The sequence below is a fragment of the Pseudoalteromonas sp. NC201 genome (genome assembly GCF_002850255.1).
In the GTDB taxonomy this organism is placed as follows: domain Bacteria; phylum Pseudomonadota; class Gammaproteobacteria; order Enterobacterales; family Alteromonadaceae; genus Pseudoalteromonas.
Map to the genome: position 1 here is coordinate 3,630,078 of NZ_CP022522.1, position 15,950 is coordinate 3,646,027.

A 15,950-nucleotide genomic window follows, 5' to 3' on the forward strand; every position below is an offset into this window, starting at 1 on the left:
CTAGTGCAACACATAGTTGCGCTCAATTATGTTAACCAACTGCCCTACTTGCTCGGCTTGCAGGCAGGACAAATGATCTCCTTTGACTTCATAACAAGAGAGAGAGTGACTAAATGGTTTCCATCCCATGTCTTTATTCACAGGATGGCCTTCAAATTCTTGCGTTTGCTGCGTTTTTACAACACAGATTAGGGTGTCGCTAAGCATAGACGGCATCTCAATATTTGCTCGCAGTTGGGCACTAAAAACTTGTTGAAAGTGGCGTAAATGCGCATCACTAAAGTTAAATCCAGCTTGATGTATCCATTGATTGAGATAGGCAATGCGTGCTGAAGCATCACCTTGCTTATAGGCACTGATTTCAGCATCAGAGACACTGAGGCGAAAAAACGTTATCAGATTATCCAGCATCATTTGTGCGATTTGCGCTTCATCTAAGTTAAGCGCTGGGTTGCTCGGTACAGGCGTATCAATCACAGTTACCGAACAGCCAATTCGACCTTGCTGCTCAAGTAAAGTGGCAAGTTGATAGGCGATAAAGCTGCCAAAAGAATGTCCGACCAAATGCACTTGCTCACCAAGTTCAGCGCCTGCTAATACACTCAAGTAATACGCTGCGGTGTGTCTAATCGAGGTTAGCGTCTCGGGTTCCTCGGCTAGCGCCTCTGGCTGCAAGCCATAAACGGGTATACGGCTATCAAGCCCATTCACTAACGCATGAAATGCCATTAACCAACCCCCCGCTCCCGCAATCAACACCACTGGTGTAAAACCAAGCTCGCCCTCTTGCAAACACACTAAGGTTTCAAGCGATTGAGGTTTACCATGACATTCGCCGAAACTATCCCTCAATGCTTGAATATACTGGCTGAGCCCACGCACAGTCGGATGCTCAAAAAGTGCCGACAGTGGCAAATTGAGCTGTAGGTGCTGATTAATATCACCCACTAAACGCATCGCTAATAGCGAATGACCACCTAAATTAAAGAAGTTATCGTCAAGGTACACTCCATCCACCAGCAAACGACTAGCAAACTGCTGCACTAATTGAGTTTGTAGTGGTGTAAGCCTTTCCAGCTTAGCCTCTTGCCGCAAGGGTTGAGGCGGAGGGTATGATCCGGCCAGCGCAATGAGCTGTTTGCGATCTACTTTGCCGTTCGTTGTCAGCGGAAGTTGGCTAACTGATTGAAACAACTCAGGGACCATGTAAGTGGGTAGTACTGCGCGTAATTGCGCTCGCAAAGCAGCATCACCCACTTCCGTATGCTGCGTTGGCTGCACAAATGCCACTAATTGCGCGTTGTTACAGCTATCTTCACGCACCACCACAGCACAAGCAGCAACTTCGTCTAGCAGCTGAAGTTGCCGCTCAATCTCACCCAATTCGATGCGGTAACCGCGCACTTTAACTTGGTCATCACCACGACCTAGATACAGCAATTCATTTGAGGCTAAGCAGCAAGCGCGATCGCCAGTTTTATAAAATCGCTGGCTGCTATTTGGCTCAATGATAAAGGCCTGCTGCGTCTTTTCTTCGTCATTGAGATAGCCTCTGGCAAGGCCAATACCTGCAATGTATAAATCCCCTTCCACACCGGTAGCCACCGCTCGAAGCTGCTCATCAAGTAAATATAAAGACAAACCCGCGACGGGCTGACCGATTGGCACGCGTGCACCGCTGAAGTGTGTGACATCATTAAGGGTTGCAGAAATGGTTGCTTCAGTCGGGCCATAGGCGTTAATAATTCGAATACGGTCGCCATAGCGCTGCTGCCAATCGGTGAGCGCGGCAATCTGCATTTGCTCGCCACCTATGGTGATGATCCTCAGCGAGGTTGGCAAGGTGACTGAAGTCGCTGCAAGTTGATGCCAATACGCCGTTGGTAAACTCATCAGTGTTAACTCGGCATCTTGGCTTAATTGCGCCAACTTATTGGGGTCCAACATGTCGTCTGTCGGTGCCATCACCAAGGTTGCGCCACGAAGTAAAGTACAAAAGACTTCTTCGGCAAACACATCAAAACTCATGCTAGCAAATTGCAGGTAATTGTCGCTTGGCGTAATCGCATATTGCGCGGCTAATGCCTGCACATAATTAACGACACTGGCATGCTCCACCATCACCCCTTTTGGCATGCCCGTGGTGCCCGAGGTATAAATTACATAACAGAGGTCGTCAATCTGGCATGGCGCAGTAAAGCAACGACTAGGCTGCTCAGCCAAAGCGCCCTGAATACTATCTAAATCGACTTGAGGCACCACCTGCTCCGAGCTACCCTGCCAATATTCTGTTTTAGAAACCAGCATGGCTGCATTGGCATTTTGCAGCAGCAAACGACGTCGAGACTCGGGTAGTGTTGGTGCAATTGGTAGATAAGCTGCGCCCAATTTGAGCACCGCAAGCATAGCCACAATAAGCTGGTAATTCGCCTCTAGACACAGGCCAATAATAACGGGGGCTGTACTCGGCTCTAGTCGTGAAGCAAGGTAATGGGCGAGCTGATTGGCGTCTTTATCCAGCTGTGAATAGCGATAACAGCGAGCCTCCCCAGAGGCGGTACTATATTCACGAATAGCAATATGCTCAGGAAATTCAGCAGCAACTTGAGCAAATAATTGCTGAATTGGTAAATTTGGCGTTTGATATTGCACCGCTTGCGTCAGTGAAAAAGTAGGTAGAGGCAATGCCTTGCTGTACTGCGCGTGTTGAGGCTGCCAAGACAATTTCCCAAGTGTTTGTTCGGGCTGTTGTGTCGCAGCTAACATCAGCTGCTGCATCGCCGCTAGGCTTTGCTCGATAAACACTTCATCAAAGCATTGCTGCTGATAGCTCAGCGTGAGCGATAAACTCGCCCCTACGCCGACCACAAAGGTCAATGGGTAGTGTGTTTCGTCAACTTCGCTTAAGGTTGTTGCAATAAATGGCAGCGCAGCGCTATTTTGCAACGGATCTTGCGGATAATTTTCAAAAACATACAAGCAATCAAACAATGGACTGTCGTTCTCAATACCCGACCACTGATGAACTTGTGTCAGTGGTGTATGCGGGTGCTGCGCCAATGCCGTAAGCTGCGACTTCACCGCTTGCAGGTAATCTTTCACACGCGCAGCTTGATCTATCGCGACATGGACCGCTTGCGTATTGATATACAAGCCAACGCGCTGCGCCATTCTACTAAGCGCTGTAGGTCTGCCCGCAATGGTTTGACCAAATAAGGCATACGGTTCGTTGCAGCAATTTGCCACCCAATACGCCCAGAGCCCTTGGATAAACTGATTGACGGTAAGTCCTTGTTCGCCTGTAAAGCGAGTCACGGCATCTTGCAACGATTGCGGTAAAGTCACACTAAGTTCTTTAACTCCAACCGCTTGATTTTCAGTGTGTAGTACCTTTTCGCTGAGTAATGTGGGCGCAGTGACTGCTCCCAAATACTCTCGCCAAAACGCTTCATCAACTTCAGCATGCGTATGTAAGTACTCAATATGATCGCGGAAATTATCCTCCACAATGGGGCGTAGCTCACCTTGACAACGAGCTTGATAAAATGCCAATAATTCAGCAAATAATACCGGCAGCGACCATCCATCTATAATGAGATGATGATAAGTCCAAACCACCCCAACATTGCCATCTTCAAAAGCGATTAAACACAACCGCATACAAGGCGCTTGTGAAAGCCTAAGCGGCTCGGCAAGTTCCACCGCAGCCTGTGATTTCACTATTTGCGATTGCTCTTCTGCAATGACGCTGCTGTGCAACAATTTGAGTGGCACATCGGCATGTTTACAGACCGCTTGCAGCGGCTCGCCAGCAACATCTATAAAGGCCGAGCGTAATATGCTGTGCTGCTTAATCAATTGCTGCCAAGCATAACTCAGCGCTTCAATATCTATACTTCCTTGCAACAATAAGCTGGTTTGCTCGACGTAAGGTAGCGTGCTTTGAGCGTGCGCCTCATGTACCGTTTGACTGTGAAACCACATGCCTTGCTGTAAGCCTGTTAGAGGGTAAATATCCTCAACTTCCCCTTCAACCTGCCCAAGTATGCGCTGTAACTGCCGTTCAGAAATGCCGCTGAGAAGTGCAAAGTCACTGACTGTGTAATGACGTTGAGGCTGGGATTGGCAATGCTCGATGACCTGAATTAGACTTTCGAGTATCTCTTTACTTAATCGCTCTGCTGCTTCAGATGCTAAGCGCAGGCTGTCAAACTCTAACGTTAACGCCAATTGACCATCGACAACTGCCGCTGTTAGCTGCGCTCCAAAGTAACTGAGGTTTGACTCTGCAACCAAAGTGCCAGTCGACTCACGAGCATCTCCCAGCAAACCTTGTTGCTCAATGACTGTATCTAGCTGGCCTAAATAGTTGAAAAACAGTAAGCCTCGGGTATCAATCTCAAGCGACGAGCGAACGTTTGGTTCTGGGTGTAAATACCGCGCTGCACCATAACTACTGGCGACTTTAGCGCTCCTTTCAAGCTCTGCCTTGATACTGCAAATCACATCATGCAAGCGGCTACCATTACTAAATAACTGCATTGGATAGAGCGCCGTTAACCAGCCAATGGTTCGGCTGCTATCCAGTGCCTCCGTCAGTAACTCGCGACCATGCCCTTCTAGCATGATCACTTCACTGCCTGCACCACGCTTTTGCGCACACCAGGCAAGCGCACTAAGCAGCAATGCTTGCGCCGTCGTACCGTAACTGGTGTTGGCGGATCCCAGTAGCGCACGGGTGTGCGCTGCTGACAATGTGTGGCGAACTTTGGCTATGGTTGGGGTCGCGCTTGTATCTTTAAGACTCAATAAGTGCGAAGTTTCAGCCAGTGCAGCCACCTTCTGCCATTTGCGCAAACCACGCTCATCGGTTGCAAGTTCACGATAAAAATCGGCAAGTTCAGCCAAATTCGCGCTTGCGGCAGGAAGCTCCAGCGGCACATTGTTTGTTTGCTGCTGTAATAGCTGACTTACATCTTCAAGTAACACACGCCAAGAGACGCCATCCACTAGCAAGTGATGTGCGCTAAACAGCAAGCGATTGTTGGCTTCGCCGTCAGGTGTAACAAATAACACTGCTTTAAACAGTGGCGTGCCAGTAAACGCAAAACCTTGCTGCACTTGCTCACTGAACTCGCTCAGCTCAGCTTGCCATGCGTCACGCTCAAGCGTATGCGCCGTAAATACCTTTTTAATATCAATGCCATCACGTACAAATAGGGTATTTTCATCCGCAACCACCAAACGTAGCGCATCGTGCTGAGCTATCAAGTACCCTATCACTTGCTTGAGCTGCGCTGGTGTGACGGATTTATCTACACTCACCAACACGCTTTGATCCCAATGACTGGGTTTGGCAAATTGTTGGGCGAAAAACCAATGCTGAATTGGTAATTTATCGAGTTGACCAACCAATGGCTGCCTTTCTTTACCCATAGTCAGGTGAATATCTTGCTGGGCAAGTCTTGCTGCAAGTGCCGAAACACTGGGGTAGGTAAACACGTCGGTAGCACTAACAGGTAACTTGAGTGCTTTGGCTTTACTTGCGATTTGAATACTCAAAATAGAGTCGCCGCCTAAAGCAAAATAGTCATCTTCAGCGGTCATCGATGGTGTATTTAATACCTGCCGATAAATCGCCAGTAACTGGGCTACGATGCTGTTAGCCTGTGGTGTGACCGCGCTCGGCTCGGTTACTGTGATAGTCTGTTGAGTTTTACCAAGTGTTGCCAAGGCACGATGGTCAACCTTGCCATGCGGTGTCAAAGGTAGCCTTGCGAGCATAACAAAATGCTCTGGCACCATATAACTTGGTAGTCTTTCCTTTAGCCGGGCTTGAAGCACTTGAGGCTCAGTGTTTGCCACCACAAATGCCTGCAACTGTGGCTGCCCTGACGCACTTGTGGTTATCTGAACTGCGCATTCTTGTACGCTCGATAGCAGCCCAATTTGCTGTTCAATTTCGGCCAACTCAATACGATACCCTCGCAGTTTTACTTGTCCATCGTTACGACCCATATAGGCGATACGGCCGCTGCTAAGCAGGCGAACCAAATCTCCCGTTTTATAGGCTCGTACCGTTTGCGATGGAGAGACTTGTAGCTCAATAAAACGCTCATCGCTAAGCTGTGGTTGATGTAAATATCCTCTGGCAAGTCCTGCCCCTGTTACGTATAACTCCCCAATCATCCCCTGAGGCACAGCACGCAGTTGTGGGTCTAAAACAAATAGCTGGCTATTGTCGACGGGCAAGCCGATATCTGGCACCTTTCCGTCAAACTCAACCACACCTGAAGTCGCGACCACCGAGGCTTCGGTGGGTCCATAGTTATTGACTAAGGTAAATCCGTATTCTTTTGCTTGAAGCGCACCGAGTTTATCGCCGCCAACCAATAAATAGCGCAAGCTTTGCGGGTTAAACAAAGACTCAGTGAGCAGCGCTTGAGCGATTGGCGTTGCAATAAAACTATGCGTGACTTGGTGTGTATTGAAACAGGCTGTTAATTCGGCCGGTGACTGTAGCACCGCTTTTGTCACACACACGAGGCTCGCGCCAGCACATAAATAAGGCCAAATTTCCCATGTTGCCGCGTCAAAGGCGGGGTTGGCGGTTTGACTCGCAACGCTATGATTATCCACCGCAAAAGCTCGTCGGTGCCAACCACATAAATTCGCCAACCCTTGATGGGCTATCATCACGCCTTTAGGATTACCTGTTGTGCCTGAGGTATAAATAACATAGGCCAGCTGCTCCGCTTTAACTTTTGGAAACTGCTGAGGTAGTGATATTGTCGCAAGGCGCGCCTGCACGTTGGCGTCATCAACACAAATGACATGTGAGGAGCGATATTCAGCCTCAATGTCGTTATCATCTAACTCTGCTACCTCAAAGCGAGCGGCAAACTCACACTTGGTTAAAACCAGCGCAGCGCTGCTGTCTTTAGCGATGTAATTGACTCGCGCTTGAGGGTAATGAGGGTCAACAGGCACATAACATCCACCCGCTTTTAACACAGCCAACATCGCCACAATGAGATCTGCGCTGCCCGTCATCGCAACAAGCACAGACTGCTCTGGTTGCAGCCCTTCACTTAATAACAGCGCCGCCAATGCCTTGGCTCTTTCATTAAGCTCACCATAACTCAAGGTTTGATTTGAGTTTGTGTCAATTACTGCGAGCCGCTCAGCTTGTGCAGGCTCTGCCATATGTCGCTCAATTTGCTCAAGCACAGAAAGCTCAAAGTGTTCCGGCGCTGATTTGCCTGAAATCGCATGATTCTCTAGCGGCTGCTCCTTGCAAAGTTTTATATCCGCAAGCGGGCACTCATGCTGCGTGAGTAACTGCGCGATCACAACATTAAAACACTCTGCAATGCTAGCTACGGTTTCTCTTTCAAATAATCCACTGTTGTATAGCCAGTGCAATCTCAACCCTTGCCCACTTTCTGTTGCGCTGAGCTCTAGATCAAACTTGGCACGCGCGTTTTCCGATGCTAAAACTTCCGTGCTGAGCCCCACAAACTCTGGTGTGTGCTGTGGCTCGGGATTAAACGCAAAACTCAACTGGAAAACACTTTGGTGACTCAGCTCTCGGCTAACACCAAGATGATCAATGAGCTGCTCAAAGGGAAGTGATTGATGTTGATGTACTTGTTCAATCTGCTCTCTTTGTATATCGAGTAGCTGACTGAAACTCTGCTGCCAATCGACCTTCACGCGAATTGGCAAGGCATTGACGAAAAAGCCAATCAACTGCTCCACTTGTGGGTGATGCCGCCCTGAAAATGGCGCACCAATCACAATATCATCCACTTGGCTAAACTTAGCAAGCACCACCGCATACGCGCTATGCAACCAAATAAACGGGGTTATGCCCAAACGCTGACAAAACTGTTGCAGCCGTTGCCATGTCTCTACGCTTAGCTGTTCATTAAATGCTTGCGCGCTATTGTTCACGGCCTGCCCACGAGGCGTATCGAGCGGTAATTGGTGCAGTGGCGGCGCATCGTCAAGATGCGCAGACCAAAATGCCATGTCTGCACTTTGCTGCGCGCCTTGGCACTGTGCTCGATGCCAATGGGCATAATCCGCATATTGCACCTCAGGTGGCGCAATCAAGTCATGGGCAAGTTCACAGCCTTGGGCATAAAACTGCGTCAGCTCTCGCATTAATACTTCAATGGAGTGAGCATCACTAGCAATATGATGCATATTGACGATAAGCCGATGGTAGTCTGATGAAAAGCGAACTAGGGTTGCGCGGATCATTAGATCTTTACTAAGATCAAAACCCTGCGCTTGGTCGTCTCGTACCGCGCGCTGCCAAACCACAGTTTGCCAAAGCGGTGATTGTGTGGAGACGTCAATAAGCGTAACAAAATGCTCAGGCAAAGCCACAAGGTGCTGTTTAGGCCCATCATTAGTGTTTGTGATAGCCGAATGCAACACCTGATGCCGTGACAGCACTTTTTGCCAACTTTGCTCGAATGCGCTCAGATCAAGCTCCCCTGAAAACGCCAATAACGCTTGAATTTGATATTGCTGGCTGCCCTGCTGCATTTGATCTAGTGTCCATAAACGCTGCTGAGCAAAAGACAATACTACGCCATTGGTTTTATCCACCACAGCAATTGTACTTAGCTGCGCGTCTTGCTTTTCAAGTGCTGTAGCTAAACCTTGCACCGTAGGGTGCGTAAAAATCGCTTGCAGCGGTAACTCAATGTGCAGCGTCTTGCGAATATGATTTGCCAGTTTTGCAGCAAGCAGCGAGTGCCCGCCGAGTCTAAAAAAGTCGTCATAGCGACCAACTGACTCGCGCTGCAGTATCTCGGCAAAATAGCTTGCAAGTTGGGTTTCAAGCTCGCCAATCGGTGCTTCATAAGTGTTTTCGTTAAAGCTTATATCAAGTTGCTGCAATAGTGCTTTTTTATCTACTTTACCATTGCTGGTCAGTGGCATAGCTGTCACCGCTTGCACTTTGGCCGGCAACATATGGTCAGGTAAATTTTGTTTTAAAAACTGCTGCATGACCAAAGTGATGTCGTCGAACTCGACCTGTTTGTGTAACACCACAAAGGCGCAGATCCAGACATTTTCTGGGTCTTGCCGATTTAACAGCACAGTGACCTCAGCCACTTCGGGATGATGGCGCAACTGGTTTTCAATTTCGCCTAATTCAATGCGATAACCCCGAACTTTTACCTGGTCGTCAATTCGGCCAACATAGCTCAGCTCACCGCTGGCCATTAAGCGCACGAGATCGCCCGAGCGATATAATCGCTGCTCAGACGCTTCACTAAATGGGTTTTGAATAAAGCGGGTCGCGTTTAATTCGTCACGTTGCCAATACCCCCGACAAACCCCCTCGCCCCCTACGTACAACTCGCCCACGGCACCTTGCGGCAAGAGCCTTTGCTTGTCATCAAGTACATAGCAGCTGGTGGTCGGAATAGCACGACCTATATTACTGGTGCCAAGCGTCAGATCCGCAGGCTTCAGCGCCTTAAACGTAACATGTACCGTGGTTTCGGTAATGCCATACATATTGATTAACTGGCAATTTGGTAAGTACTGTGCCCAAGGCTGCAGCTTACTTGGCTGCAACGCTTCACCACCAAAAATCACGTACCTTACTGCACATTGGCTCGCCAACTGACTATCATTGAGTAACGTGGCTTGTAGCGCGTAAAACGCACTTGGTGTTTGATTTAAGACCGTAACCTGGGCATCAACCAACAACTGAGCAAAAGCTTGAGTGTCTTGCGCAGTCGCTTTATCCACAACCACAAGGCGACCACCAAAGAGTAACGCGCCATACATTTCCCACACTGAGAAATCAAAGCAGAAGGAATGAAACAAGGTCCAAACATCTTGCTCATTAAAATCGAATAAGTTGGGCCCTACATGAAGTAAGCGCACCACATGACGATGCTCAATTTGTACGCCTTTTGGTCGCCCTGTGGTGCCCGAGGTATAGATCATATAAGCCAAATCTTGCGGCTCAACCTGAATAGCATCAAGCAGCTTGAGGGCTTCGCGGCTGGCCTGAAGCTCTGCCTGTGACACATTAATTAGCTGGTAGGAAAGCCGGCTAAACTGTGCCTGCGTAGCGTTGTCACAAAGCAGCCATGGGCTTTGCACGTCTCCCAAAATATACTCAATGCGCTCTTGCGGGTAGTCGGGATCTACCGGCACATAGGCAGCACCCACTCTAAGCACTGCTAGCAAGGTCACTATCATCTCTATGCTGCGTGATACACTCACCACCAGCATGGTTCGTGGCGTGACCCCTTGTTGTAACAGCATTACCGCCAGCGCATTGACTCGATCGTTAAGCTCACGATAATTCAGCATAGTCGTGCTATCTTGCACGGCAGTACGTGTGGCAAAGTGCTCGGCGTAGCGCGTGAATAAACTGGTGATGGTGTCTTGCTTAGGCCAAGTTGCCGCTTGGCATTGAGCGCCCGTTATTAATGCTTGTTGCTGTTTTTGACTCAGTAGCGCAAGTTCACCAACGGCGGTATGAGGGGCTGTAACACAAGCTTGAAGCAGCGTATGGAAACAATCCGCCCAATGCTTGATGGTTTCTTCTGTGTAAAGATGGCTATCAAACTTCCAATGTAAATAAAGTGCCTGCTCATCAACTACGGCATTGAGTTCTAAGTCGCATTTTACCGCTATGCTATCCGCCTGTTGTTTTTGCACTTCTTGAACCGATAATCCCGGAAGCGTAAAAGCACGCTCATCACGGGTTTCCAGTGTAAATAATATTTGCACTAGCGGATGGTGACTTAAATCTCTTGGAGCACCAACCGCTTCCACCACTTTATCAAAAGGAATATCGCGATATTCAAACGCCGCTAGGTTGAGGGCTTTTTGTTGCTGCAACCATTGGCTAAATGGCATATCACTTTCGAGCTTTGCATGCATCACTAAGGTATTAACAAACAAACCGATTAGTGGCGTTAATTCGGAGTGATGACGGCCAAGTTCTGGCGTGCCTACAACCACCTGCTGCGATTGCGTAAGCCTTGCGATAAACAACATAAAGGTATTGAGCAGCCACATAAAGGGTGTGAGCTGGAGCGACTTCGCCTGTGTCGAGATCGCCGCAAATAACGACGCATCAAGCGCTTGGCGATATACTTTCCCCGTTAACGACTGCACCGCAGGACGGACAAAATCACAAGGCAATGACTGCAACGGCGCTAATTCGCCAAATTGCTGTTTTAGTTGCGCCAGTGGTGCCTCGATGCGATCTGGCGTTAGCTGTGCTCGCTGCCACTGACTAAAATCACTATATTGCACCTGCATAGTTGCAAGCGGTGTATAAGATGCGCCTATGTGTTTGCAATAGCCAGCCTCTATCTCTTGTGCAAGTAGCGCCATTGACGCCCCGTCAGAGACAATATGGTGCATATTAAAAGCAAGGTGATGCTCATCGCCATTACTTACCACCAGCACGCGAAGCAAACAATCATGAGCCAAGTCAAAAGGCTTGTTCTGATGGGCTGCGATGCGGGAAGCTATGTAGGCTTGCCTTGTTTCCTCAGGTGCTACACTGGTATCAAGCCACTCGAACGGCGCAATCACGTCATCCGTTATTTGCAGCTGGGGTTGGCCATCTTGTTCATTTTTTACAAACCTAGCGTGCAGTATTTCGTGGCGCTGCACCACATCTTGTACAGCGCTGCGCATTGCTTGAATATTAAGCTTGCCGCGTAACAAAAACTCAGCAGGCATATAATACTGCTTGCTACCTTGCAGTTGCTCAATAAACCACAGCCCTTCCTGTGCAAAACTCAGCGGTAAGTCCTTCCCCGCATTTGGCTGCGCGACTATTTTCGGCGATGAGTTCGCCATATCACGACTTTGCTGCTGAAAGTAAGCAATGATCTCTGATTTATATTCAACCACCTGCTGTTTTAACTGTGGAGGAAACCCAGCGGTTTGCTTAAATGCTAAGCCACCGTTTTTTTCATACAAGGTCACGCCAGCTGCTAATGCTTCTGCGATCAATGCCTCTATCTGTCTTTGCTGTTCATTCATCACAAAAACATCTCCTCAGACTGACCGTTTTCGTCCGCCGCTTTGGCTGCACGATGGATCTCACACCAAGTTGCAAGTGCGCTTACGCTTGGCCGCTCGAACAATATTTTTAAGGTAATGGGCACCTCAAGCGCCTGCTCAATTAAGGCAACCGCTTGGCTTGCTGATAAAGAGTGCCCCCCTAACTCAAAGAAGTTAATGTTAATATCTCGAACTTGAGTATTGAGCACTTGAGCAAAAATTTCTGCCAGCAGCGTTTGTAGTTCAGTCATAGGAGCTAAAGGTGCTGTAAGCACTTGCGCCAGTTGCGATTGCACCAGTTGTGCAAGTGCTCCCGCGTCTACTTTGCCATTATTGGTAAGTGGCATAGCAGCCAGTGCATACAGCTTGTAAGGCAACATGTAACTTGGTAGGACCTCTGCTAACGAGGCTAATATCTGAGTGTGTAGCGTCTGTTCAAGCTCATAAATGGCATCACTGTGCGATGGTGTAGTTAGTACCACACAGCCCAGTAAGTTATCTTTACTTTCGTTAAGTAACACATGTGCTTGTTGCACTGCATCTAGGTGCTCAAGCTGAGCCGCAATTTCTTCAAGTTCGATGCGATAGCCACGCAGTTTAACTTGGTTGTCTCGACGACCAATAAACTGCAGCACACTAGGGTTGCCCTGTTCATCTAGCAGCCAACGCACTTGGTCGCCCGTCTGATAATAACGCTGTGAGTCATTGTTCAAAGACAATGACACAAATTTACTGGCGCTGAGCTCAGGCAACCCAAAATACGCCTGAGCCACATTATCGCCCGCGATGTATAACTCTCCGGGCATGCCCATAGGAACAAGCTGTTGATGCTGATCCAGCACCACCAAATGAGTGCCTTGAATGGCGCTACCGATTGGCACAAAGCGCTGCGATTGCTGCGCAAGCGAAACCGCATCTTGGCCATTACAGCGATACACACAGCACCCGACTGTTGCTTCTGTTGGGCCATATTCGTTATAAAAATGAGCCTGTGGCATCAGTGCCCCGACTTGAGCAACCACGCTGCTAGATAGGGCTTCTCCCCCCACCACAATGTGGTGCGCAGCATTGCTCGGTTGTAATCGTGCCAGCACGCCTTGCAAGTGGGCTGGAGTCAACTTGAACAGCAATGACTCTTCGCGCGCTAAACACGCACTAAGCTCTGTGATTAACTGCTCGCCATCATTCAATAATACAACTCCAAGGCCATTAACCAGCGCTCCCCATAAGCTGGTTACTGTCGCATCAAACGCTAAAGGCGTGCTGACAACGCTCTCTTGTATATCGCCTTGGAGATAACTGTGGCTAACATGCTCAAGGTAAAGGTGTAGATTACGATGGCTGATCACCACACCTTTGGGTCGCCCTGTAGTGCCAGAGGTATAAATCATATAAGCAGGCGCATCAATATCACTTAACGGCGCAAGCGCTTCTACAGGCATGTTCTGCCAATGCTGTGCGGTGTCCATTAGCACCAAACGGCAGCTAAGTTCTGCGCTGTTAGGAAGTAGTTCTGAGGTGGTGATAAGGCAAGTCGCTTTGCTGTCACGCAATATATAGTGCTGACGCTGACTCGGTGCATTTGGGTCAAGCGGCACATACACGGCCCCAACTTTTAAGGTTGCCAAAAGTGCCACAACTTGCTCACAGCTTGGCGCTAAGCTTATTGCGACCTGCGACCTTGCCGTTACGCCTTGTTCAATCAAGTAACGCGCAAGTTGATTACTTTGTGACTCCAATTCGCCAAAACTTAACCGCTTGCCAGTCATATCTCGTACAGCATTTTGCTGTGCACTATGCTGAGCAAAGTCCCGTATTTTATCGCTGATAAACCAAGGAGATTGCGGCTGCGCTTGCGTGGCAAACCCTAACTCGCTGAGTACTTTGCTATCAACTAATGGTAAGGTATTCACACTTTGCTCAGGGCTTGTCAGCGCCGCGTCAATTAACGTCACAAAAGCATCAACCATCGCCTGTACGCTAGTGTGTTTAAACAAGGCTTTGGCATAATTCCACTGCACCGTGATCTCACTGCCCGATTCTTGTGCATTGACTTCTAAGTCGAACTTCATTGCAGGCTTAAGATCAAGCTGTTGCTCGATTTTTAGGTGAGGTAGCTTGAAGTTACTTTGTTCGTTATTTTGTAGTGCAAAGAGTATTTGTAATACGGGCGAATGCGCTAAGCTGCGCGGTGGATTAATGGCATCAACAAGCTGCTCAAAGGGTAGATTCTGATGGGAAAAAGCCGACAAGATCACCTGTTTTTGTTCACTTAGCCAGTCGTTAAATGAAGGCGACCCCACTTTGCGAGCGCGAATAGCCAAGGTATTCACAAAGCACCCCAGTAACCCCTCTAACTCTTTCACCTCACGTCCTGCAATGGGCGAGCCAATGACAATATCCTGCGTTTGACTAAGACGAAGCATCAACAGCGAAAAGGCACTTTGCAACCACATATACAAGGTCACCCCTTGTGCTTGGCAATGCGCTTTTATCGCCTCAACTTGCGACGTTGTAAGAGTATGACGAATGCATTCACCATCAAGGGACTGAACTTGTGGTCGCTCAAAGTCCAGCGGTAATTCATGAACAACAGGACACTGCTGTAACTGAGTTTGCCAATAAGAAAGATCTGCCTGATAGCTATCTTGCTGTTGCTGCTGCCAGTAGGCAAAGTCTGCATACTGCACCGCTAGCGATTTAGCGTATTGCTCTGGCAACGAATACGCTGGCGCTTCACTAAAGTGCCGATAAAACGCCACAAATTCTTTAGCAAGCAGCGCCATCGACCAACCATCGCTGGCAATGTGATGCATGTTAAACAAGAGTCCAAATCGGTTGTGACTAAACTGTACACAGATCACGCGCAGCATAGTGTCTTGGCATAAATCAAAAGGCTTGCTGAGCGATTGCTGCTGTAATGTTTGCCAACGCTGCTGTTGCTCGGCGGTATTCAGCCCAGACAAATCTACTAATTCCACAGGACAAGCTACTTGAGCACGAACTTGCTGCACAGCACCGTGATCACCACTTGCAGGAACGATGACCGTACGGAGCACTTCATGACGCGCAACAATCGCGCTTAACGCTTGTGTTAAAGCATCAATATCTAAGGCTCCCTCACACCAATAGCTCGCTGGCATATGGTATTGCAGACTTTGCTCATGTAACTGATCGATTAACCACAAACGCTGCTGAGCAAAAGACAGAGGTAACGCTTGAGCTCTTGATACCGGCTCAATGGTATTGCTGTGCGCAATCATCGAACTTGCGGTTATCACTTCAGCAAACGCTGCAATACTTGGCGCATCAAAAAGTTGTGGCAAGGTGATATCTCGCCGCTGCTCACTGCGCACTCGGCTGATCACTTTTATGGCGAGCAGCGAATGCCCACCTAAGTCAAAAAAACTATCATTAATACTCTGTACAGGGCTCGGTAATAGCTCACGATATAACTCAAGTAAATAACGCTGTATCTCTGTGAGCTTAGATCCATCAATTACCTCGGCGACCTCATGGCTTTTCGCCTGTGCCTGATAGGCAAGCTGTAATGCTTGCTTGTCTACTTTTCCGTTTGCAGTCAGTGGAAGATCAGCAACGATATCCAGCGCGGCAGGTAACATGTAACTGGGCAACGACTGCGATAAAGCTTGGCGCAACTGCACGAGTGTGAGCTTAGCCTCACCATTTAAAACCACATGAGCCACTAGGCTTTCTTGTGCTTCATCAACACTCACAGCGCAGCTTTTTACTTGCACCAACGCGTCGATTTGATGGGCGATTGCCACAAGAGAAATACGGTAGCCTCGCAGTTTTACTTGCTCGTCTAACCGCCCTAAATAACAAAGATAGTCTGCCTCACCGCGCGCATTCGCCTGCCA

At 48.6% G+C, this 15,950-nt stretch carries 2 protein-coding genes (1 of these 2 only partly in view); both read right to left on the bottom strand.

The annotated features are described in order from the left end of the window. Positions 1 to 12,048, bottom strand: a complete 12,048-nt coding sequence (locus PNC201_RS15960) for a non-ribosomal peptide synthetase (RefSeq protein ID WP_102057606.1) — start codon at positions 12,046 to 12,048, stop codon at positions 1 to 3. After that, a protein-coding gene (locus PNC201_RS15965) for a non-ribosomal peptide synthetase (protein ID WP_102057607.1) crosses the window boundary here: on the bottom strand, positions 12,048 to 15,950 show its end. It continues 5,925 nt past the right edge of the window; only the last 3,903 of its 9,828 coding nucleotides appear in the window; the start codon falls outside the window, past its right edge — the gene reads right to left on this strand; it ends in the stop codon at positions 12,048 to 12,050. The genes PNC201_RS15960 and PNC201_RS15965 overlap by 1 nt, the downstream gene beginning before the upstream one ends.